Source organism: Providencia alcalifaciens DSM 30120, from assembly GCF_000173415.1.
GTDB classification, from domain to species: domain Bacteria; phylum Pseudomonadota; class Gammaproteobacteria; order Enterobacterales; family Enterobacteriaceae; genus Providencia; species Providencia alcalifaciens.
In genome coordinates this window covers 1-21280 of the sequence record NZ_ABXW01000004.1, presented here as the reverse complement: position 1 = coordinate 21280, position 21280 = coordinate 1, and the positions used below count along the sequence as shown (strand labels likewise).

The window sequence follows — 21280 nt, the reverse complement described above, 5'->3', positions numbered from 1 at the left end:
ATGGAGCCCAATAAACTTACACCGACACAGCCACTAACTGAGCAATTTCCAGCCCTAATTCTTGTGTGCTGGCATTTCCGCCCATATCGCGAGTCAAATGACGGCGCTCACGAATAGCCGTTTCAACCGCTGACATAATCGTATCGTACATTTCTTGGCAACCAAGATGCTGCATCATCATCGCTGCCGCCCAGATAGTGCCAATTGGGTTAGCAATATTTTTCCCAGCAATATCCGGTGCGGAACCATGCACAGGTTCAAACATCGATGGGAAGTGTTTTTCAGGATTGATATTCGCGGACGGTGCAATCGCAATCGTCCCCGTACAGGCGGGCCCAAGATCTGACAAAATATCTCCAAATAAGTTTGATCCCACAATCACATCATAAAATTCCGGCATTCTCACTAAGTTAGCCGCAAAAATATCAATGTGGAATTGGTCAACTTTTACATCAGGGTACTGCTTCGCCATTTCAGCCACACGGCTATCCCAATACGGCATTGAGTGAAATAATCCATTGGATTTCGTGGCTGAACTTAAATGTTTTTTATCGCGAGAACGGGCAAGTTCGAAAGCATATTTTAAAATTCGGTCAGTCCCTTTGCGGGTAAAAATACTTTGCTGGGACACCATTTCATCTTCCGTCCCTTCATACTGAATTCCGCCAATGGCAGAATATTCGCCCTCTACGTTTTCGCGCACGACATAAAAATCAATATCACCCGGTTTTTTATCCGCCAGCGGGCATTTAATCCCTTCAAATAAACGTACCGGACGCAAATTCACATATTGATTAAACGCACGGCGAATTGGCAGCAACAAACCCCATAAGGAAATATGGTCAGGAACCCCTGGGAACCCAACGGCACCTAAGAAAATGGCATCAAATTTTTTCAGTTGTTCTAGACCATCTTCCGGCATCATACGACCAGTACGGTGATAGGTTTCACACGACCAATCAAAGTGTGCAAAGTTAAGCTTTACACCGTGCTTTTGTGCTGCTGCCTCTAAAACACGTAATCCTTCAGGGATCACTTCCGTTCCAATTCCATCACCCGGAATGACTGCTATATTAAATTGTGCCATTTTCAACGCCCTTATTATTATCTACGCATGTTCTCCAGTTTATGGCTTGCTGTGATAAAGTATAGGCATGAACTGTAATCCCTAGATTTACAAACTATGAACAAGCTACCGTTGCTTGAAGATATCCGTGTATTTGTCACCGTCGCCCGATTGATGAGCTTCTCCCAAGCGGCTGAGCTACTATTGGTATCTCCAGCCTATATATCGAAACGCATTAAATTACTGGAAGAAAACTTAGGGCAAACACTGTTTTTCCGTAATGCTCGTGCCATTCAATTGACGCCAGAAGGGAAAATTGTTCTGCGTAGCAGTGAGTTGTTACTGGAAGAATTAGAGCGAATGCAGGGAGAATTACAAGCTTGTCGCGATGAGATCCGCGGAGAACTGCGCATCAGTTGCAGTACAGGCTTTGGTAGCACCTACCTGAATCCCTTTATCCTGGCATTACGTGCCGATTACCCGATTTTAGGTATTGATCTGACGCTAACGGATCGATCAATCGATATCATCAGTGAGAATATCGATCTTGATATCTGCATTGGCGGTACCATTTCAGATCAATTCATTGCACGTCGGTTAGCCCGCAATAACCGAGTACTTTGTGCCTCTCCCGCCTATATCCAAAAATATGGGCAACCATCTTTACCTCAAGAACTTGAACAAAAACACTCGTGTATTGCCATCAAAGAGCGCAATCAAGCTCCCGCAATCTGGAAATTAGAGCACCAACAAGAAAGCATGACCATCACACCGAATAGTAAATTAATGGTCAATAACGGAGAAGTCGCCAAACAATGGTGCCTCAGTGGTGAAGGGATTTTATTACGTTCACTTTGGAGTGTTCTCCCTGAACTTCAGTCAGGAAAATTAGTGCGCGTTCTACCACAATGGCATCAAGGCGCTGACGTTTTTGCTGTCTATTCACGTAGTTTACGTAATAGTGCTAGTCTTAGGGTTTTCATTGAAAATCTTGAAAAGTACCTCACTACCCATTTACCGAATATTTTTTACGCTGAATATCATTATGTTGGAAGCGATTAAATACAAAAAACCACGATAACACGCAAGTCTTACCATGGTTTTTCTTTAGAAAAATGTATTACGCTTTTTGACTAAACATATCCTCACTGAACAAGGTTAATGCTAGTACTAACGCATCTTCCCGCCCATTTTTCGTCGGATAATAATCTTTACGCACTGTCGCTTGCTGAAAGCCCAGTTTGTCATACAGATGAATCGCAGACGCGTTCGATTCTCTCACTTCCAACCACAGCGTCGAAATCCCTCGACTAACAAGATCGTTAATTAATCTTTCTAATAACAAACGACCGTAGCCATGGCCTTGAAAATCAGGATGGATGGCAATATTGAACAGCGTAGCTTCATCTAATACATATTGTGTTATTGCATACCCAACAATTTGATTATTAACTGATATTTTTAGATTATGGTACTTTTCACCTTGATTCCCATAAAAAACTCGCTCAGTCCATGGAAAATCATGACTTAACTTTTCAATTAAGAAGGCGGTAGCGAGATCAGATTGTTTGAGTGTTGAAATTTTCATCATATTGATAAATTTGTTTCCATAGTGCCTGTTTAGCATTACTGCTTGCTATCAGCTCAGACAAAACAGGAGAAATAAATGTAACTTTTGAACCTTCGGGATGAATACCATCCCCTATCACCCAACAAGGTATAGTTATTGGTGTTGGAATGAGTTTTAGCTGCTGAGAATTAATACAGACAATATCAACATCGTTGATCTTCATTGCGAGAAAAATATCTTTTAACAGCTGACTGTTTAAATCAAGGTTCTCATCAGTAATAATAATAAGCTTAGTCGACTCAGGAATGCGAACACCACGTTCACCACGTAACACAGTCGGATTTCTCACCATCCATTGAGTGATCCCCATTTGTTCTAAAAGTCTGTCACGTCGTGTCATTGCTTTATCCAGTCGTTAGTTAACAACCACATCTTATCAAAGGGGATTAATAGCGCCAACAGAGCAATGCTATTTATCTTTTTTCTGGTAAGGTAGTCCGCGTGGTTATATTCATTTTAGGAGATAGACAGAATATGTCATTACTGACACCCGCCAGCGAAGTTATTCAACGCCATTTAGAGCACTTTATCGATCGTCATGTTCTTTTGGCAGGCGATATTCAGGATGAACTGGGCACAATTTTAGAAGCCGCCAGCGTGCGCGTTCTCACTAACCAGTACCATCGCTGGAAAAACTTACAGCCGGCATTGGGTGAAAATGTTCTGTTTGCTTCAACAGCAACCGCGGAATTCGTTAAACCTTGCGACACCTTAATTTACTTTTGGTCCAAGAACAAACAAGAAGCCGCCTTCCAACTCGATGATTTATGCACACATTTAGCTGTAGGTAGCCAAATTTTTATCGTCGGTGAAAATCGTAGCGGCGTCAAAAGTGCCGAAGCGATTATGGAAGGGATTGCGACACTGCAAAAAATTGACTCCGCACGTCGCTGTGGTCTCTATTATGGCGAATTAGAACAGCCAACTGAATTTGATATCAAGCGTTGGTGGCGCAATTACCAAGTTGATAACGTGAAAATTCATGCGCTTCCAGGTGTATTCAGCCATAACGAGTTAGATATCGGCAGTGATTTGCTGCTTTCCACATTGACCGAGCCAATGAGCGGTAATGTGCTTGATCTGGCTTGTGGTAACGGCGTACTTGCTGCGGTGGTTGGTACTCAAAACCCAGCGGTCACCTTAACCTTAAGTGATGTCAGTGCATCAGCCATTGATTCTGCAACGGCAACTCTAGCGGCTAACAACCTTACCGGAAAAATAATCCCAAGTGATGTCTATTCCGACCTTGATGATAAATTTGATTGGATCATTTCTAATCCACCGTTCCATGATGGGATCAACACCAGCTATAACGCGGTAGAGACATTGATTTTCCAAGCACCTAAGTACCTGAAAAAAGGTGGTCGTTTACGCATCGTCGCCAATGCATTTTTACCTTACCCTGATCTACTCGATAAAGCATTCGGTGGTCATGTTGTACTGGCTAAAACAGGGAAATTTAAAGTTTACGAAGCAATTAAGCGCTAAAGCGACCAGCACGTTATCCGTGTGAATTTTCTTTTCTAACGGTCAACATATCAAGTTGACCGTTTTTTCATCAAACAATATACCGCTGATAAAAATTTATTGACGTCTGTCGAAATTAGCCTAAAATCCGCACCGTACTATTGATGCATGAGCAATTATGCAAAAGAGTTAGTATTGCGAGGGTGGCGGAATTGGTAGACGCGCTAGCTTCAGGTGTTAGTGTCCTATGGACGTGGGGGTTCAAGTCCCCCCTTTCGCACCACTGTTAATGATTCGTAACCTTAATCTTCAAGAATTCAACCTTCAGATATTCAATCCTCGATGACCATTCACACAATATTCCTAACCTAGATATCGCTTAGATAATCTTAGCTTCGCATAATAAAAATCAGCAAGAAACAACCTAAAGACATTACTGCTGGAATAATGAGTAAACGCCGTGAACCCCGATTAAACAGCATGCCTGCCGTCGCAATCATCAAGGTGATCATTGCCACTTTCAGTGGATCAAACCCCATATTGCTCAGCAAATACATAATACTCAGTAACACCACCGCGAAGACGCCCCACAAACCAGCGCCAATACGCCGCAACCCTGTTGCTTTTGATACGCTAGTTCCCATAACGCCTCCCATTTATAGCTAACGAGTCTTTAGCTAACTCATAGTTAGTCTATAATTTCGTTAAAGATGATAATGATTATCAATCATATCTGCGTTTCTATAAAAATCAATCAAATTTTTGTGAGGAAAATATTTCCCCTACGGTAAAAACATCACTCAAAAATACAAACAAAGTGAATATCTTCAGGCTCTAGCGCAAACAGTTCAGGATCTGGCTTTTCGAGCAGTTCACAGCCCATATATTGATAAAAATGCACTGTATTTTCTGACGGAGTCGCCGAAACATATAGTCCAGCAGCGCCTTTTTCTAATGCTCGTTGTTGGCAAAGTTTAAAAAGCTTTCCACCCAGTCCTTCGCCACGATAGCGATGGCTAACATGGAGGAAAGAGAGTTGTAGCAAATCTAGCTTTTCCCCGCGCCATACGTTATCTAAACTGGCTGCGGCGATCAGGCTATCCTCATCAAACACCCCAAAGAAAACAGCCCCGTTATCATAGCTAGCAAGTAAATACGGTGTATAAGCATCCGTTTCACCTTCAGGCCAACCTTTCATATCAAATCGCTGGGCAGATAACACTAATTTACCCTGCTGGTGAAGATAAAGATGTTCAATCAATTCAGTTCGATCAATCGACCACAGATTTGGGATTTCATCCCGCGTGAGTTCACGTACTTTTCTCATTATTATTGTTCTCTTAGTTCTTATATAAATTCGATATAAATCGAATAGATAGAGAGCATACAAGCTGTGTAATAAAAAAGAAATACAGATATGAAGGAGAAATTGAGTCGAGGTTTATGGGGCTTTATAAACAAAAAAATTCTCTGTAGCATCCTGCCGCAGAGAATTTTTAACTACAAGGGTTGGTTTATTGCTTCAATCCCATTGCATCACGCATGGTAAAGAACAAATCGGTTTGGTCAGTCAGACCCATCACGTTCGCGGCATGTGGACCATAAGCTGCAACACGTAGTTGAGCACCTGTATGCTCCTGTGAATCGTCTTCTTCAGAGTTACCGTAGTTCACGGTCATCACGGTACCGTCTTTTGTGATCAGCGCTTGAGTTAAACCGGATGATTTCGTGCCATCAGGAATAATCTGGCTTGAATGTGCGTGGTCAGCCGTCACGATAATAAGCGTATCGCCATGTTTCTTAGCAAAATCTAAACCCACTTGAACAGCTTGGTCTAAAGCAACTGTTTCGCCAATTTGACCACATGGATTTGCTTTATGATCCTGCTTATCAATAGAAGCACTTTCAACTTGCAGGAAGAAACCATTCGGGTTTGTTTCCAGTAAATTAATTGCTTTTTCTGTCATTTGAGCCAATGTCGGCGCATTCGGATCTAACTTAGCGTTTGGTTTACACTCCAGTGCGGCATTATTTAAGTTACCGTGATATGTCGCTTTTGGACCTTCCCACGCAACCGTCATATTGCCATCATGGAACAGACCTAATACAGGTTTATCTTGGTTAGCTTCTTTGATTGCATCGAGTGATTTAGCATCACGGACGATAGTGAATCCTCGCTCTGCCGCTTGTTGCTCCAAGGTTTTCCCTTTGTAATCACCCGCTTTAGCTTCCTGCTTAAAGCTTTTCGCACCACCACCTAATGTGACATCGGCGCGGGTAATCATTAACTGTTCAGAGATAGAACCACGACCGCCATTTTCTAATGCATTCGTTGCACATTTTTCGCTGGTTTCTTCTGGGCCGTAACATTTACGCCCCGTTACGTGGGCAAACTGAGCCGCTGGCGTCGCATCTTGAATTTCAGACGTTGTCACGTTCCCTGTTGCTTTGCCATTACGTTTAGCGATTTCAATTAATGTGTCATGGTCATTACCAAACACATCAATCCCTAAAGCACCGTTATAGGTTTTCACACCGGAAGACCATGCCGTTGCAGAGGCAGCAGAATCAGTGACATAGTCTGGCTTTTGTGTTTTCTTATCTAATGCATAGTGGGTGTATTGCCCTGTAATTGGCAACGCATCAATACCTTTAAAAAAACCACCCGCCCCTTCCGCATAGTTACGCGCAACGGTAATTTCAGAATCACCCATACCATCGCCGATAAATAAAATGACGTTCTTTGCTTGACCATTATGCAGTGCAGCTTTCATGATATCCGTCTGTTCAGTTGATAAACGACGAGCTCCACCAAATTTCGTGATATCCCCTTTTGCAGCGCGGCTTTCTGAAACTGCCTCATTTTTATCTGCTGCATGGGCAGGAATTGCAGTCCCTAAAATTAACGTACTTACGGCGACGGCTAACATAGATTTCATAAAATGACCTGTCATAAGTTTTATCCTTGCCAATCAATAAGAAGAGTAAATAAGTATGCTTCGAATAGTTGACCAGCATGCTAGAGCAGCTAGATGACAGTTGAATGACGGTTTTATGTCGATATCAAGATGATTGTCATAAATGCGAAACGCCCAATTTGGGCGTTATCGATGTGAAACGTGTTGAGTGATGAGTTGGGAAATCAGCTGTAATGCGCTTAATAAGCGATGGCGCTGCTGGTTAGTCAAACGTAAATAACGCCGAGCTGTTGGGATCCGACTAACCATTTCCGATGCGGTATAAGGCTCAATTTCACAACGCCAAACCCCATTTTCGACAGCAATATGACAATAAGTGAAATCCAATTCTTCGAAAGTTTGGCGGATCACTGGGTACTGCTCCAAACTTTCAATAAAGGGCTGCCCATCGGCTTGCTGGCTGGTAAAACGCACCTGTTTTTTTCGTGCAGACCCTGCGGTTTTCACATCAATCTGTGCTACCAGCGCACTATCACATTTACCTGAAACTGCAAAACGGCTATGCACAATAAACGCCATAAACAAGGTTTTTACACGCTCAGTCACTTCCACTTTAATGCCTTGAGGCAATTGGATGAGGAGCACTCCAGGTGCCCCCCATTCACAAACATAAGGGGCGATGTCTTTCTCTATCCGATTTAACGTTAACCCCGCTTGATACCCTGTCGGGAGGCGTTTTTGGGTTAACTTTTTCCACCACGATAATTTAGGCAAGGTTACGTAAAGGCTCAAGTTCCACCTCCTCTGAATTGTCATCTTCAAATGAGTTAGACAATACCTGTTCAACCGGAACGGGTTTAAATGGATTTACTTTCTGCACTAACACGGTCCAACCTAATGCATAACTCGCTGTTAATCCCAACATAATGGCAAATGGAATATACACATCTGCTTTATTCATACCCGGAGGCGTGATGTAAACAATCGCTAGGATTATCCCCACACTAGAAATAATTTGAGGGATTGGAAAGAATGGCGAGCGATAAGCACGGTGTAAATCAGGGCGACGAATACGCAATATCACCACAGAAATCGTCACTAATAAGTACGCCGTTCCCCACGAACACACAGCCGCCAGCACCAACGGGATAATTCTGTCTAAATCCCCTTGAATAGCAAATGCGTGTAAGCAAGGGATCATCACCGCCACTAAAATACCGAACACTGGCGTTTTAAAGCGAGGGTGTAAATAAGCAAATGCCTTTGGTAATGCGCCATCTAACGCCATGCCATACAAAATACGGGGAACGGCCGCCATTAATGTATTGATAGTCGCACCACCCGCCAGCAATAACGCAATACCAATCCAATATTTACCGAAGTCACCCATAATCTGCCCAGCAAATGCAGGAATGGCCATCGGCGTTTCTAGCAAACTAACGCCATGTTGTGGGTCAATAATTACGTTTTCAACTTGGTTCGTCAGTGCCGCGCCAAAGAGGAACATACAAAATGCAACACCGCATAAGCCAATCGTCATTGCACGAGGAATAACCTTGGCAGAATTTTTAATTTCTGGCGCCATTGGTGTCACTAGCTCGCAGCCAACAAACATAAACATCGCCATACCAATGAAACTGAGCACAACGGTAGGGTCAGAAATATTCAGACCTTGACCAAACCAGCCCTCCGCGGATACATGGAATGGCATCATCAAGCCGCAAATACTGAAAATCACCAATGTACTCCACATCGCGAAAGTCAGTACCACTTCAACCTTACCAAAAGCTTCGATACCAAATGCATTCAGTAAACCGAATGCAACGACTAGCCCTACTCCTACCATCCAAGACGAGTTATTGGTTTCTAACACGGTGTTGAGGCTTTCAAAGTTCACCAATGCCATGATGCCAGACAGAATCGTTTCCGCGGTCCCCGCAAAAACGTGGACAATCAGATAAGCTGACAGCGCACCGGTAATCGCCCAAAAGCGCCCCATACCACAAGAGATATAATCGTAGACTGAACCCGAAGTGGGTAAAATTGCCGCGGCTTCAGAGAATGTGGTTAATTGAGCCTGCATCATGATAAAGCTCAATAAAACCGCTAAGGCAAAGGTATCGCCCCCGATTCCAAATCCACTGGTTACCGTGAGGATCACTGGGCTTGCCATAATCACGCCGACCGAACTGGCGAGCGTAGTTGGAAAGCCAACCTTACCTTTCTCAATATGTGATGTTAATTTTGAGGATAAATTCATTTTTGCTTCCCTCTCTCTGCTCACAGTCAAGATTGTGAATTTTTTGTAAAAATAAAGTGACTGCTTACTCACTATAGAAATAAGCATAAACATGTCGCCATCGTCCTTTAGAACGATACCCAGAGAGAGGGGAACAACAATCAACTGAAACGAAAAGTACCGTTTTACAATATAAATAATATAATAATCATTTAAATATCAATGATTAGACAAAAAGCATCTTATTAATATATTAATAAATAAGTCGCAAAAGATACCCAAGGGCAGAAAATCCCCTTTGAGCAGTTAAAAACAAGTTTTGAATAGTGTAATCAAGCTCACGTTATTAACATGTTTGTTTTATGTTAATCCAATTAAATTGCATGATAGTCAGTAGAAAATTTGAATGAGGAGCGATGATGGAACAACCGTTATTTAGTGAGAGTCAACAGAGCTTAATCGACTGCTGTCTCAATACTATTGCCCATATCATCCCAATTTCTGCGGCAGTATATTATTTAGTCAATGAACAGTGGCAACCAGAAAGTCATGTGTTATACGGCATTTCTACGCGTATGCATGAACAGTACCTCTCTGCATTTTCCCAACATGACCCCTTGCACCCCGACCATTTTCGCGGTGAAGATCTGCGCTTAGTCAAAATGCCCGTAGAGATGCGTCAGCAAGATAAAACTTTCTTCCATGATTTTATGCAGCCGAACCACATTGCAGACATGGCGGAAATCTTTATTCGTCGAAAAAATAAAATTGTGGCGGGTATTTCTGTATTGAGGGATACCCCATTTACGCCACAGGAAGTGGTCAGGCTCAATGCTATATTGCCCATCGCAGAATTAATGACGTTTGATGTGAAACCGGACTCTCTGGTCTCCTACACCCCAAAAGAGCAAGAAATTATTCACTTAGTACGTGAAGGAGCAAGTAATAAAAGAATTGCGCTACTATTGGGTGTTTCCCTTTCCACCGTGAAAACCCACCTTCGCAACATTTTTACCAAAGCCAATGTGAATAACCGGACTGAGTTAGTCTCATCCGGGTTTATCATCCGCCAAGATAAAATTCTATAAAAAATCCCGGTACAGAGACCGGGAAAACTGTTGCTTTACAGAAAAAACCACTAACGCTCTAATAACGCACCATGACGGACTTTAATTCTGTGTAATGCTCAATAAAGGCACTTCCAAATTCACGACCGATACCTGAAGATTTAATCCCACCAAAAGGTACAGCAGGATCGAGGAAAGTATGCATATTCACCCAAACAGTCCCCGCTTCAATTTGCGAAACCATACGCATTGCTTTACTGAGATCATTCGTCCACACACTCGCTGCTAAGCCAAACGGCGTGCTATTCATCATTTTAATCAGCTCTTCTTCATCATCATAAGCTAAGAAAGTACCGATAGGACCGAATGTCTCTTCCTTCATTAAGACATCATCAGGACTCTTTGCACGAATAATTGTTGGAGGGACAAAGTACCCTGCACCTGCAATTGGTTGCCCACCATAGATAATTTCACTGCCATCTTGGCGCGCCTTTTCAAACAGGCTTAAAATTTTATTGTAGTGAGCTTTATTGGCTAACGGTCCCATTTGGGTGTCTTCATCTAATGGAGAACCAATCTTCATAGCTGATAAACGGGCTTTTAGCTCTTCCAGTACAGCATCCATCAATGTCGATGGAACATAAAAACGTTCTGCCGCTGCACAGATTTGCCCTTGATTTAAATAACCCGCTTCGATAATGCCACTAACAATTTTATCAACGGATAAATCTGCTAAGAATGCGGCGCCATTTTTACCGCCGAGCTCTAATGTCACTCGTGTTAACTTACCTTCCATCGCTGAGCGTCCAACCGCTAACCCTGTTGGTACTGAACCGGTGAAAGTCACTTTTGAGCACAACTCATGGCTAATTAAAGCGGGCCCTACTTCGCGCCCACCGCCGTTCACTATATTAATAACCCCATCAGGGATCCCCGCCTCTTTCGCTAACTCCGCTACTCGTAACATCGTCAAAGGCGTAAATTCACTTGGCTTCAGCACAATCGTGCAGCCACATGTCAATGCCGCCGCTAATTTCCAAATGGAAATCATAATGGAAAAGTTCCATGGGATAATCCCCGCAACGACCCCGACAGGCTCACGCTGGGTAAATGCCGAATATTTTTCACCATTAAAAGACGGTAATGAGACATTCAGAGTTTCACCACTGATCTTCGTCGCCCATCCCGCAAAGTAACGTAAGAACTGTGCCGCTGAACCCACTTCCAGAAAACGCGATAACTGAATCGTTTTGCCGGAACTTAAGGTTTCTAATTGTGCTAATTCTTCTAAGTGTTTTTCGAGCAAATCCGCTAAACGATTCAAACAATTGCCTCGTTCCATCGGTGTAGTATTTGCCCATGAGCCTTTGAATGCGGCATAGGCCACATTCATGGCAATATCAACTTCTTCGCGCGTCCCTTCTTTAACTTTGGCAATCACTTGCTCGGTAGCTGGATTCACGACATCGAAATAAGCCTCTCCCTTGCCAGAAACAGGCAATCCATTGATAAAATGACCATGCTGGCGTTTCAAGAATTCTCTAACTTCTGGTAATAGGGTTAACTCACTCATCGTTTTCTCCACCTCGTGAATTGATTCAATTATGCATTTACGCAGGCTAAATAGTGTTTTACAAAACGTGGTGCACTGATTTCCCAAAGTACTTCGGTTCCTTTTGCAGCGAACCAAGAATCCCCTTTATGGTATTCCACTGTTACACCCGTTTTCACATCTGTTAATTTCACAGAACCTTCATGGACAGTTGCCATCTCATCAAATGGGTAAACCATTTTAAATTTCCCAGTTGTGCAAGCAAAAATTCCACAAGTCAGATTATCAGTTGGCTCACCGTGGATCATTGACACGCTAGCTTGTGGATCGCCTTCAACAACCACAGAACCTAAATTGCTCACGCTACCAATGTTCAGTAATTCAGGAAGTGCTTTATTTAACAGTAATGGGCTGATCATCTCTCTTACCTTCTCTTATATAATGAAATCAAAAATGGAAATTAAATTTAAGAAACCTAGCGGCGACCTTGCCAGTATCCAGATACCTGATGCCAACATTTAGCAAGAGAAACGATGGCGTTACGCATACTGTCCTTGCCCATAATGTCAGCATGAGGAATAGAGCTCATCAGGTCATAACGGCTTGAGCCTTCTACCATGCCTTCAGCCAGAACCTTACACACGATCTGGCTCGGCGTAACACCAAAGCCTGAATAACCTTGTACATAGAACACGTTTTTATGCCCTGGAATAGTCCCAATCTGTGGAAAGAGATTAGCACTACATGCCATTGGTCCACCCCATGCCAGTTCAATTTTCACATCTTTCAAGTATGGGAAAACGTTCAACATCAGCTTACGGTTCCACGCTTTCAAGTCGGATGGAATGTATTCTAAAAAGTACGTTGAGCTACCAAATAACAGGCGATTCTCGTTAGTCACACGGTAGTAATCGATAACCGGGCGAATATCACTGTATGCCCCACGAATTGGGCTAATACGTTCAATCAGCTCATCAGATAATTCTTCAGTCATTAACTGATACGCATAGGTATTAATGGTTTTTGGGTATAGTGTCGGCTCGAGACCATTCAAAAAACCATCACATGCCCACAGCATTTTTTTCGCTTTCACGGAGCCCATCGCGGTACGAACCGTTACCGTATCGCCGTACTCAACATTCAAAACTTGGCTGTTTTCAAAAATTTTTGCACCATATTCGCTCACCGCTTTCGCTTCACCCAATAACAGGTTAAGTGAATGAACATGACCGCCTCCCATGTGTTTGATTCCACATGTGTAAGCATCAGAACCGATGATCTGCTTTAAATCAGATCCTGTATAAAATTCAATTTCTTCATCGGGTGCGACAGCTTTAAAATCAGCCAGCCAGCTGCGCAGCGTTTTCTCTTGGCGCTTATTGCTACCTAAATAGGCATAGCCATGACAAAAATCCGCATCGATATTGTATTTAGCAATACGGTCGCGCATGATCCCTGCCCCCATGTTGCTTAGCTTAAAAATCGTTTCTAAGCCTTCAGAGCCAACATGTTTTTTAATTGCATCAAGGTCATGACCAATTCCTGCCATGACTTGCCCACCATTGCGCCCTGTACCGCCATAACCAAGATGGCGTCCTTCCAAAATAGCAATGTTAGTTATGCCTTTTTCACACAGCTCTAATGCCGTGTTAATACCAGAGAACCCACCACCGATGATCACCACATCAACATCAATGTCTTCTTTCAATGTCGGAAAACGTAGGTCATATTTTTTGGTTGCTGAGTAATAAGTTAATGATTCTACTTGGTTATTCATAATTGATACCCTATCTAGTATCTGGGAATAACCTTGATTATCTTAACCTGACATTAACATTTACATAGCCCTTTAGGGACATTTGAAACATAAAACCAACATTTGTGACGTAGATACAATATTTACTTATAAACAAGATTAAATCAATTAAAAACTTTTCTATTTAAATTCAAAAGGATATATATTTATTATTATATTAATAAAAAACATAATACTTTATGATAAAAATAGAATTTCACGTGTTTTTAAAGTGAATGATTATTTTTAATTCATTGAAAAATAATACATATTTTCATTATTCAGTCTAAATACTAAACAGGTAACGAAAATCATTTTAAACCGCGGAATTTACTGTTTTATTGGGGTCATTAACAAATTAAATAATTCAACCTGCGAGTTGATGTCTAATTTTTGATAGATATTTTTGCGGTGATTTTTGACAGTGCCTAAGCTGATAAACAGCGATTCAGCGATTTGAGGGGAGCCTTTACCTTCCAAAATTAACGCTACAACTTCACACTCTCTCGGCGTCAAACCAAAGCAAGTCTGTAAGTCCGTATTACGATAATGACTGGATACTGAATTGGGCACAACTTCCTTATGTAATCGAGCAATACTTCTAATAATATCAAAGGCTTCCTTTAATGAACCTTGTTTCTTCTCATCAGCAAGAAACGGTTGGTCTTCATTCCCAAAGAAAATGCCTAATTGCTTATCTGCGGATAATTCCAACAGTAAACCCGCCTCATCACACCAACCCGTCTTACGATAAAAATTAAGATAATAATCCGTATGATAAAAACCTTTAGGGGCAACATCTTTCAATGTTAATACCTTCGAACTGCCGCCTTTTTGTAGTTCTTGATAGAAAGGATCCATCAAATAAGCCCCACGCTGATAAATGCGATTAACGCTATCACTATTACGCTTTTCAACTTTCGATAGAAAACGTGGAGCACCATCTTTTTCAAAGGCATAGATAATTGCATTATCAAAAACCACAAACGAAGACAACCATGATAATAAGTTTGGATAAAATTGATTGGTGGCAACTGAGTCAATAAGGTCAGGTAATTTATGCAGATAATGATCCATTCAGCCCTCACTCATTAACTTATTAATAATTTATCACCCTGTATATTTGGCGAACTATGACCCTATAAAGACCATATTCTGAGAGGAAGCTCAATTTCTTTGTTATTAATATGTTAATTAAATCACAATATATACTATAGATATTAATAGTATTTTATCAATTATTTAATAAGTTGAAGGATCGAGGAAAGTACAAGAGAAATAAAAGAGAGCAGCCCCGAAAGGCTGCTAGAGAACTATTTATTGATAATGGCCTTCAATTTGCTGTAACGACGGATCAAACGCCATTTTAATTTCAGTGTTGTGGCATGCTTCCAAACAATATCCCAGTAACCTTTATCAAAAAACAGTTGAACCATCTGCTTCTGCGTTTCAGGTGATTTAATCGCTAATAGCGCTAAAACAACGCCTAAACCTTCTTTCCCCACCTGCCATAAACAAGCAGGTGCTTGCTTCACTTCCTCAGGATGACGTTTATAGATATCCATCAGCATATCCAAGATCTTCAGGTAGGTATTGATCTTACGTACTGAGCGCTCATCTCCGGTTAAAGAGTGAGAAACGGATTGGTTATGAATCAGATATTCATAATATTGTTCATTGATAAACTGCACTCGTTTAGCAACGAGCAGCATCTCGGTAGTCCAAGGAATATCTTGATGGTGCAATCTAGGTTCAAAGGTAAAATTGTGTTCTCGAATTAATGACAAGCGATACAGATTCAACCAAGTTACATGGAGAAATTTACGGGAACTCAAACCAATTTGTAACCATTGAGGGCCCGTGATCACACCAGTAGAAGGAACTTTATTTGGTGGAAAAATAGCCTTTGGCGCATCCCCATTGGTGTACACGTAAGTACCATTGCAGGTCGCAACGTCTAAGTCACCGGCAAGTGCAATCTCCAGTAGGCGACCATACATCCTCGCATCAATCTCATCATCAATATCTGGGAAAGTGATATATTGCCCTGTTGCTACTGCCATTCCTGTATTACGTGCGACTGAAACACCTTGATTTTCCTGAGCGAGCACCTTGATATTTTCAAACTTATCTTCGTATTGGCGAATCACTGACTCGCTATCATCTTTCGAACCATCATTCACAATGATCAATTCCCAATTCTCTAACTTTTGGGCAATTAAGCTGTCAAAAAAATGGGGTAAAAACTTTTCGCCGTTATAAACCGCGACAACAATACTTAATACTGGTTGAAAAGACATGGGTTAACCTTACACTCATTGGAAATGATGATAACAAAATATATTTTTGTGTTTCATGAGAAATTTCATAATTAAATCAATACTATTATGATAGAAATGACTTCACTTATCCTTATTATTACTCAAATTATCAAATAGCTGTGAACTAATTTTTACTTCCTTTACCTAAGGAACATTAATGATACCTCACAATAACAAAAGGATCCTCCTGTGGCTGGAAGTAGCTTACTTACCTTATTAGATGATATTGCCGCCGTTTTAGATGATGTGTCAGTAATGACAAAAATGGCAGCGAAAAAAACATCCGGTGTTTTAGGTGATGATCTCGCCTTAAATGCACAACAAGTCACCGGGGTTCGAGCTGACAGAGAACTTCCAGTCGTCTGGGCGGTCGCAAAAGGCTCTTTTATCAATAAACTCATATTGGTTCCACTCGCATTATTGATCAGCGCTTTTATACCGTGGGCAGTGACTCCATTATTAATGCTTGGAGGCGCTTATCTCTGTTTTGAAGGTGCTGAAAAACTTGCTCATAAGTTTCTTCAAAAACATGAGACTTCACCGGCAGAAACCGTACACAAAGCTCAGCTTTTAGAACATGAAATAGCGGCATTTGAAAAACAAAAAATTAAAGGCGCAATCCGTACAGACTTTGTTTTATCCGCAGAAATTATCGCAATTACCCTAGGTATTGTCTCTTCAACAACAATCCTGAACCAACTTGTCGTGTTATCGATTATTGCCATTGTCATGACTATCGGGGTTTATGGGTTAGTTGCTGGTATTGTTAAACTCGATGACTTGGGATTCTTTCTACAGAAAAAAACTGCCTTTCTGCTCCGTAAACTCGGTAACGGATTAATCTATGCAACACCCTATTTAATGAAAACATTATCTGTTGTCGGTACTGCTGCTATGTTTATGGTTGGCGGCGGCATACTCACGCACGGGATTACCTATTTACACTCATGGATAGAAAACATAGCAGGAAAGATAGGCGGTATTCACATCATCGGGAATACACTTCAATTTTTAGCACCCTCTATCCTCAATTTAATCTTTGGTCTAGTAATCGGTTTACTTATTGTTTTTGTTATAAACTTTGTTGCTCGTTTTAAACAAACAAATTAACGCTAAAAACTGACTAATATCCTTAAATACATTATGGTAATAGCCAGTCTATTTTGTTTCAGGAAAAAGAGAAAATGCCGACACTTTATCGACGATTTTCGATTATCAACCAAGTTATCGGGTTAATGCTGCTTATCGCGGTTTTGGGGATCATCGGTATGACGATTTCCAATCGCATGATCATCAGTGCACAAGGCAATGCCCATGCTATTAATACATCCGGTTCCTTGCGTATGCAAAGTTATCGCTTACTCTCTTTAACTCCTATCAATGAACATAACCAAAATTATCTTGATGCCTTAGAAAAAGACTTACTCAGCCCTGAACTAACTCAAGTCGTTAAAATTGAAAACCTTACTCCTGAATTTGATAAAATCCATGCGTTTTGGCTCAATACGTTAAGACCCGCCCTCACTCGCGCGTCATCACCGGATGATGCACGCTATGAAGTCATTACTTTCGTTAATATGCTCAATGAATTGGTCCACAATATTGATGATATTACTGAGAAGAAAATCGCTTATGTTGCCATGACCCAACTTATTTTTATTAGTTTAGTTTTCCTGCTACTCATGGGGACAATCTGGCATTTAAGACGAAAAATTTACTACCCATGGATGAAGCTTCTCTCCATGGTTAATGCGATTGGGCGTAAAGACTTCACACAGCGTTTTCCCATGAAAAACAATAGACAAGATGAACTTAATGCCCTTGGTGAAACCCTGAATCATATGTCTGATGAATTAGCCCAAAGCTACCATCAACTTGAAGAACGTGTCGCAGAAAAAACTGCCGATCTTCTCGCTAAGAATCGTGTTTTGTCATATCTCTATCAATCAAATCAAATATTACATTCATCGGAAACACTCTATTTGAGGTTACAAAAAGTCCTCACTGAGCTAAAGAATATTACGCAGTTAGAAAATTTACGCCTCAAATTATATGAAGATAGCAACGAGCAGTATTTTCATGAAATTTCGTATGCTTCTGCCAATTTAGACATCAACGACGAAAAACTGGCTTCAACTAAATCGCATTTATCCAAGGATAATCTGGCGGAAGACTCCCAAACATTGCAGTGGGATCTGTCAGATAATATGCATCGATATGGTGTGATTATCGGTGAAATTCAACAAAATCAACTTTTTTCTGACGAAAAAAATAAACTAGTTCTAATGCTCGCTAAACAAATTTCTGGCATGCTCACCATGGAACAACAGATAGAGCAACAGCAACAATTGTTGATCATGGATGAACGAGCGGCTATTGCTAGAGAGCTCCATGACTCAATTGCACAATCCCTCTCATGCTTAAAAATGCAAATAAGCTATCTCCAAATGCAACCAGAGCCGCTACCTGAAACTACACTGCATTTACTCAATGAAATGCGCACAGAAATTAATACCGCATACAGTCAGCTGCGTGAATTGCTGACAACATTCCGCTTGAAGCTCACTGAATCGGGCTTATTACCTTCATTAAAAAGCACCTTAGGAGAATTCAGCGGGCGAATAGGATTCAACATTCAGCTTAACTATGAGATCCCAGCAAAAAGTATCTCACCCCATCAATCTATCCACATCATACAAATAATTCGAGAGGCCCTAAGTAATATTTTAAAGCATGCGAATGCAACGTGGGCTAAAGTTTCATTAAGCCAAAATAGAGGCACTGTCACCATTACGATCGATGATAATGGCAGTGGTATCGACGATAACCCAAATAAACTTAACCATTATGGCTTAATTATTATGAGAGAAAGGGCACTCAGCCTAAATGGCGAGTGTTACATTACTCAACGAGCCGAAGGGGGAACAGAAGTGAAAGTCACATTCCCTTTATCTGACATTTAAAACACCGGATCAAATCATTCATGGAGACTAAAAATATAATGACTGAAAAATCAACAATCCTTCTTATTGATGATCACCCAATGCTCAGAAATGGCGTAAAACAGCTGATTAGCTTAGAGCCCTCACTTCAAGTTATTGGAGAAGCTGGAGATGGCAAAACAGGAATTCAAATTGCAGAAGAGCAAGATCCTGACCTGATCCTGCTAGATCTCAATATGCCAGGTATGAATGGTTTTGAGACACTTGATGAATTGAGAAAGCGCGAACTTTCAGGTCGAATTATTCTTTTTACAGTCTCCAATTACAGCGATGACCTAATCAGTGCCCTAAAAAGAGGCGCTGATGGCTATTTACTGAAAGATATGGAACCAGAAGAGCTTATCATTGCCCTCAAAGAAGCCGCGAGTGGAAAAATGGTCGTTAGCCCAACACTGACTTCCGTTCTTGCTGAATCATTAAGAGAAAATCAGTCTCAAAACGAAAGTGATGCCATTGCATTAACACCAAGAGAATCCGATATTTTAGAACTTATTGCACAGGGACTCTCAAATAAAATGATCGCCCGTAATTTAGATATCGCAGAAAGTACTGTAAAAGTACATGTAAAACATTTACTTAAAAAGTTAAATCTAAAATCTAGAGTTGAAGCCGCTGTTTGGGTTCTTCAACAAAAATAATATATTTTTCAATATATTCACTTCATTCATAGCTAAATGAGCCATTCACTTAGCTATGAATGTCCTCTCTACTATTTATGGCTAATCCGCTCAAATCTCGATAGCTCTAATCTACAAGTCCTTTCTTTCCAGTTATAATACACTTGCTTATGCCCCTTACTTAGATAGATGAACCAAATGATAGAAGAACTGCTTATTTTAGTGAATCAACAAGATACGCCAATTGGGACAATGCCAAAATTGCTGGCTCATCAGCGTGGCTGCTTACACCGTGCATTCTCTATCTTTATTTTTAACCATAAGAACGAATTACTCATTCAACAACGTGCTCTCCATAAATACCATTCTGCAGGGCAATGGGCGAATTCCTGCTGTAGTCATCCAAGACCACAAGAAGAGACCCACGATGCGGCGTTGCGTCGCTTAAATGATGAACTCGGTTTCTCAACCGAATTAAAACATGTTGGTGAGTTTATTTATAAAGCAGACGTCTATGGCGGGTTAATTGAACATGAGTATGACCATTTATTTGTGGGTTACTATGATGCACTAGTCATACCAAATCCTGATGAGGTCAGCGCTATTCGATGGGTTAGCCTAGACGTTCTAGACAAAGAAATCCGTATTCATCCTGAAAAATTTACACCATGGTTTAAAAAAATTTGGGAAAAATACCCACTATTAAATTTCTATTCTTGATACTCATTAGCATCAAATCATCATAGATAAATTTTTGGCGTTGAACAGTAATTTATTTATATCTAATTGATTTTAAAGACACTTATCTTTGGTAAGTAGAGAAAGTCTAGAATTTTTCATCAGCATAAAATACAGTCATCAGCCTTCATTTTCCAACCTCCTTAAAACTCTCCCTCGATATTCTATACTCGTACTTCCGGGCTACGTGAAATATGGGAGCTATATGAACACTTAAGTTGTGATCGGATACTTTTTGTTGTGTGAAAGGAAAGCGGTACTAATAGGCGGTGTTTCATTGTGATGCTGACTGTCCCAAACATCATTTCGAGCGAATCAATCAAGCCAATCTAGGCTGTGCCATCCAAATAAATCGGTATTAACGAAGCTTAGCATTTTTCATCTCCCCGTTCAGCACAAGCACCATATTCTAAATTTCTCTGGAGTGTCACACTAAATAGGGCGTCGTGGTTATGATGCGATATCGGTGAGGGCGACCGTTCAAGGGGGTGATGAGAAGCTGCTGAGAAATAGGCAAATTTTCTTCCATTTGCATTTCGCCTGACACCGTATATAGCGGATTTTTTATAGCAAGGACCACACAAGCCAATTTTAGGCGATTTTCCTTTTTCCCAAACGCAAAAAAGCCACCCTATGGGTGGCTTCTCGGCTAATTTAATGTCTGGCAGTTCCCTACTCTCACATGGGGAGACCCCACACTACCATCGGCGCTACGGCGTTTCACTACTGAGTTCGGCATGGGATCAGGTGGGACCACCGCGCTATGGCCGCCAGACAAATTCTGTTTGTTCCCGTTTAGCCCACTTCTTTGCTAAACCAGAACATCAATCTTGAACAAGCTGCTGTGTCCTTCACCTTTCGGCTTCCC

Annotated in this window: 20 protein-coding genes, 1 tRNA gene and 1 rRNA gene; 8 read left to right on the top strand and 14 right to left on the bottom strand. The window is 41.2% G+C overall.

Features of this window, described 5'->3' with window-relative positions; genetic code table 11:
- Nucleotides 1-16 precede the first annotated feature (16 nt).
- A complete protein-coding gene (locus tag PROVALCAL_RS00530; protein ID WP_006657095.1) occupies nt 17-1087 on the bottom strand; it encodes a tartrate dehydrogenase in 1071 nt (356 codons plus the stop codon).
- A gap of 96 nt (nt 1088-1183) precedes the next feature.
- Between PROVALCAL_RS00530 and PROVALCAL_RS00525 the strand changes: the two genes are divergently transcribed.
- Nucleotides 1184-2128: a LysR substrate-binding domain-containing protein gene (locus PROVALCAL_RS00525; RefSeq protein ID WP_006657094.1), complete on the top strand. Its 945-nt coding sequence runs from the start codon at nt 1184-1186 to the stop codon at nt 2126-2128.
- A gap of 58 nt (nt 2129-2186) precedes the next feature.
- On the opposite strand, the gene rimI is transcribed toward PROVALCAL_RS00525, so the two are convergent.
- Nucleotides 2187-2657 (bottom strand): ribosomal protein S18-alanine N-acetyltransferase, encoded by a 471-nt coding sequence (gene rimI, locus PROVALCAL_RS00520; RefSeq protein ID WP_006657093.1) that lies wholly within the window; start codon nt 2655-2657, stop codon nt 2187-2189.
- A complete protein-coding gene (locus PROVALCAL_RS00515) occupies nt 2626-3036 on the bottom strand; it encodes a DNA polymerase III subunit psi (protein ID WP_006657092.1) in 411 nt (136 codons plus the stop codon). Before PROVALCAL_RS00515 ends, rimI begins: the two co-directional genes overlap by 32 nt.
- Before the next feature lie 134 nt (nt 3037-3170).
- Here PROVALCAL_RS00515 and rsmC point away from each other — a divergent pair, with 134 nt between their 5' ends.
- Together rsmC and PROVALCAL_RS00505 are read left to right on the top strand one after the other, a co-directional pair.
- Nucleotides 3171-4184, top strand: coding sequence for a 16S rRNA (guanine(1207)-N(2))-methyltransferase RsmC (gene rsmC / locus PROVALCAL_RS00510; protein ID WP_036960927.1), 1014 nt, complete (start codon nt 3171-3173; stop codon nt 4182-4184).
- A 176-nt stretch (nt 4185-4360) separates the two neighbouring features.
- Nucleotides 4361-4446, top strand: a tRNA-Leu gene (locus PROVALCAL_RS00505).
- 106 nt (nt 4447-4552) lie between these two features.
- On the opposite strand, the gene PROVALCAL_RS00500 is transcribed toward PROVALCAL_RS00505, so the two are convergent.
- From PROVALCAL_RS00500 to PROVALCAL_RS00480, 5 genes are all read right to left on the bottom strand, one after another.
- On the bottom strand, nt 4553-4807 hold the full coding sequence (locus PROVALCAL_RS00500; protein WP_036950193.1) for a DUF1435 family protein: 255 nt from the start codon (nt 4805-4807) through the stop codon (nt 4553-4555).
- Between the two features lie 152 nt (nt 4808-4959).
- Nucleotides 4960-5490, bottom strand: coding sequence for a GNAT family N-acetyltransferase (locus tag PROVALCAL_RS00495; protein WP_006657089.1), 531 nt, complete (start codon nt 5488-5490; stop codon nt 4960-4962).
- A gap of 187 nt (nt 5491-5677) precedes the next feature.
- Entirely contained in the window at nt 5678-7117 is a 1440-nt protein-coding gene (gene phoA / locus PROVALCAL_RS00490) for an alkaline phosphatase (RefSeq protein ID WP_006657088.1), read from the bottom strand.
- 150 nt (nt 7118-7267) lie between these two features.
- Nucleotides 7268-7873, bottom strand: coding sequence for a DUF3156 family protein (locus PROVALCAL_RS00485; RefSeq protein WP_117584493.1), 606 nt, complete (start codon nt 7871-7873; stop codon nt 7268-7270).
- Nucleotides 7848-9341 carry an APC family permease gene (locus PROVALCAL_RS00480; RefSeq protein WP_039861366.1) on the bottom strand — a complete coding sequence of 498 codons (1494 nt, stop codon included), beginning with the start codon at nt 9339-9341 and terminating at the stop codon, nt 7848-7850. The genes PROVALCAL_RS00485 and PROVALCAL_RS00480 overlap by 26 nt, the downstream gene beginning before the upstream one ends.
- A gap of 398 nt (nt 9342-9739) precedes the next feature.
- Here PROVALCAL_RS00480 and PROVALCAL_RS00475 point away from each other — a divergent pair, with 398 nt between their 5' ends.
- Complete coding sequence (locus PROVALCAL_RS00475; RefSeq protein WP_006662847.1) at nt 9740-10408, top strand: helix-turn-helix domain-containing protein; 669 nt, start codon at nt 9740-9742, stop codon at nt 10406-10408.
- A gap of 58 nt (nt 10409-10466) precedes the next feature.
- Here PROVALCAL_RS00475 and PROVALCAL_RS00470 read toward each other — a convergent pair whose 3' ends face one another.
- From PROVALCAL_RS00470 to PROVALCAL_RS00450, 5 genes are all read right to left on the bottom strand, one after another.
- On the bottom strand, nt 10467-11960 hold the full coding sequence (locus tag PROVALCAL_RS00470; protein WP_006657084.1) for an aldehyde dehydrogenase family protein: 1494 nt from the start codon (nt 11958-11960) through the stop codon (nt 10467-10469).
- A 29-nt stretch (nt 11961-11989) separates the two neighbouring features.
- Nucleotides 11990-12358, bottom strand: coding sequence for a cupin domain-containing protein (locus PROVALCAL_RS00465; protein WP_006657083.1), 369 nt, complete (start codon nt 12356-12358; stop codon nt 11990-11992).
- A 56-nt stretch (nt 12359-12414) separates the two neighbouring features.
- Nucleotides 12415-13716 carry an NAD(P)/FAD-dependent oxidoreductase gene (locus PROVALCAL_RS00460; RefSeq protein ID WP_006657082.1) on the bottom strand — a complete coding sequence of 434 codons (1302 nt, stop codon included), beginning with the start codon at nt 13714-13716 and terminating at the stop codon, nt 12415-12417.
- 348 nt (nt 13717-14064) lie between these two features.
- Entirely contained in the window at nt 14065-14811 is a 747-nt protein-coding gene (locus PROVALCAL_RS00455) for a helix-turn-helix transcriptional regulator (RefSeq protein WP_006657081.1), read from the bottom strand.
- Between the two features lie 236 nt (nt 14812-15047).
- Nucleotides 15048-16034 (bottom strand): glycosyltransferase, encoded by a 987-nt coding sequence (locus PROVALCAL_RS00450; RefSeq protein ID WP_006657080.1) that lies wholly within the window; start codon nt 16032-16034, stop codon nt 15048-15050.
- A gap of 210 nt (nt 16035-16244) precedes the next feature.
- Here PROVALCAL_RS00450 and PROVALCAL_RS00445 point away from each other — a divergent pair, with 210 nt between their 5' ends.
- From PROVALCAL_RS00445 to idi, 4 genes are all read left to right on the top strand, one after another.
- Nucleotides 16245-17165: a DUF808 domain-containing protein gene (locus PROVALCAL_RS00445; protein ID WP_006657079.1), complete on the top strand. Its 921-nt coding sequence runs from the start codon at nt 16245-16247 to the stop codon at nt 17163-17165.
- A 74-nt stretch (nt 17166-17239) separates the two neighbouring features.
- On the top strand, nt 17240-19018 hold the full coding sequence (narX, locus tag PROVALCAL_RS00440) for a nitrate/nitrite two-component system sensor histidine kinase NarX (RefSeq protein WP_039861364.1): 1779 nt from the start codon (nt 17240-17242) through the stop codon (nt 19016-19018).
- A gap of 38 nt (nt 19019-19056) precedes the next feature.
- Nucleotides 19057-19695 carry a two-component system response regulator NarL gene (gene narL, locus PROVALCAL_RS00435; protein WP_006662852.1) on the top strand — a complete coding sequence of 213 codons (639 nt, stop codon included), beginning with the start codon at nt 19057-19059 and terminating at the stop codon, nt 19693-19695.
- 177 nt (nt 19696-19872) lie between these two features.
- On the top strand, nt 19873-20394 hold the full coding sequence (gene idi / locus PROVALCAL_RS00430) for an isopentenyl-diphosphate Delta-isomerase (RefSeq protein WP_006662853.1): 522 nt from the start codon (nt 19873-19875) through the stop codon (nt 20392-20394).
- Nucleotides 20395-21071: 677 nt separating this feature from the next.
- Here the strand turns inward: idi and rrf are convergent.
- Nucleotides 21072-21187: ribosomal RNA gene (rrf, locus tag PROVALCAL_RS00425) — 5S ribosomal RNA — on the bottom strand.
- Between the last annotated feature and the right edge of the window lie 93 nt (nt 21188-21280).

Coding starts and splice junctions, on each gene's coding strand:
- PROVALCAL_RS00530 (WP_006657095.1), bottom strand. CDS start 1,087: ATGGCACAATTTAATATAGCAGTCATTCCGGGTGATGGAATTGGAACG.
- PROVALCAL_RS00525 (WP_006657094.1), top strand. CDS start 1,184: ATGAACAAGCTACCGTTGCTTGAAGATATCCGTGTATTTGTCACCGTC.
- rimI (WP_006657093.1), bottom strand. CDS start 2,657: ATGATGAAAATTTCAACACTCAAACAATCTGATCTCGCTACCGCCTTC.
- PROVALCAL_RS00515 (WP_006657092.1), bottom strand. CDS start 3,036: ATGACACGACGTGACAGACTTTTAGAACAAATGGGGATCACTCAATGG.
- rsmC (WP_036960927.1), top strand. CDS start 3,171: ATGTCATTACTGACACCCGCCAGCGAAGTTATTCAACGCCATTTAGAG.
- PROVALCAL_RS00500 (WP_036950193.1), bottom strand. CDS start 4,807: ATGGGAACTAGCGTATCAAAAGCAACAGGGTTGCGGCGTATTGGCGCT.
- PROVALCAL_RS00495 (WP_006657089.1), bottom strand. CDS start 5,490: ATGAGAAAAGTACGTGAACTCACGCGGGATGAAATCCCAAATCTGTGG.
- phoA (WP_006657088.1), bottom strand. CDS start 7,117: ATGACAGGTCATTTTATGAAATCTATGTTAGCCGTCGCCGTAAGTACG.
- PROVALCAL_RS00480 (WP_039861366.1), bottom strand. CDS start 9,341: ATGAATTTATCCTCAAAATTAACATCACATATTGAGAAAGGTAAGGTT.
- PROVALCAL_RS00475 (WP_006662847.1), top strand. CDS start 9,740: ATGGAACAACCGTTATTTAGTGAGAGTCAACAGAGCTTAATCGACTGC.
- PROVALCAL_RS00470 (WP_006657084.1), bottom strand. CDS start 11,960: ATGAGTGAGTTAACCCTATTACCAGAAGTTAGAGAATTCTTGAAACGC.
- PROVALCAL_RS00465 (WP_006657083.1), bottom strand. CDS start 12,358: ATGATCAGCCCATTACTGTTAAATAAAGCACTTCCTGAATTACTGAAC.
- PROVALCAL_RS00460 (WP_006657082.1), bottom strand. CDS start 13,716: ATGAATAACCAAGTAGAATCATTAACTTATTACTCAGCAACCAAAAAA.
- PROVALCAL_RS00455 (WP_006657081.1), bottom strand. CDS start 14,811: ATGGATCATTATCTGCATAAATTACCTGACCTTATTGACTCAGTTGCC.
- PROVALCAL_RS00450 (WP_006657080.1), bottom strand. CDS start 16,034: ATGTCTTTTCAACCAGTATTAAGTATTGTTGTCGCGGTTTATAACGGC.
- narX (WP_039861364.1), top strand. CDS start 17,240: ATGCCGACACTTTATCGACGATTTTCGATTATCAACCAAGTTATCGGG.
- narL (WP_006662852.1), top strand. CDS start 19,057: ATGACTGAAAAATCAACAATCCTTCTTATTGATGATCACCCAATGCTC.
- idi (WP_006662853.1), top strand. CDS start 19,873: ATGATAGAAGAACTGCTTATTTTAGTGAATCAACAAGATACGCCAATT.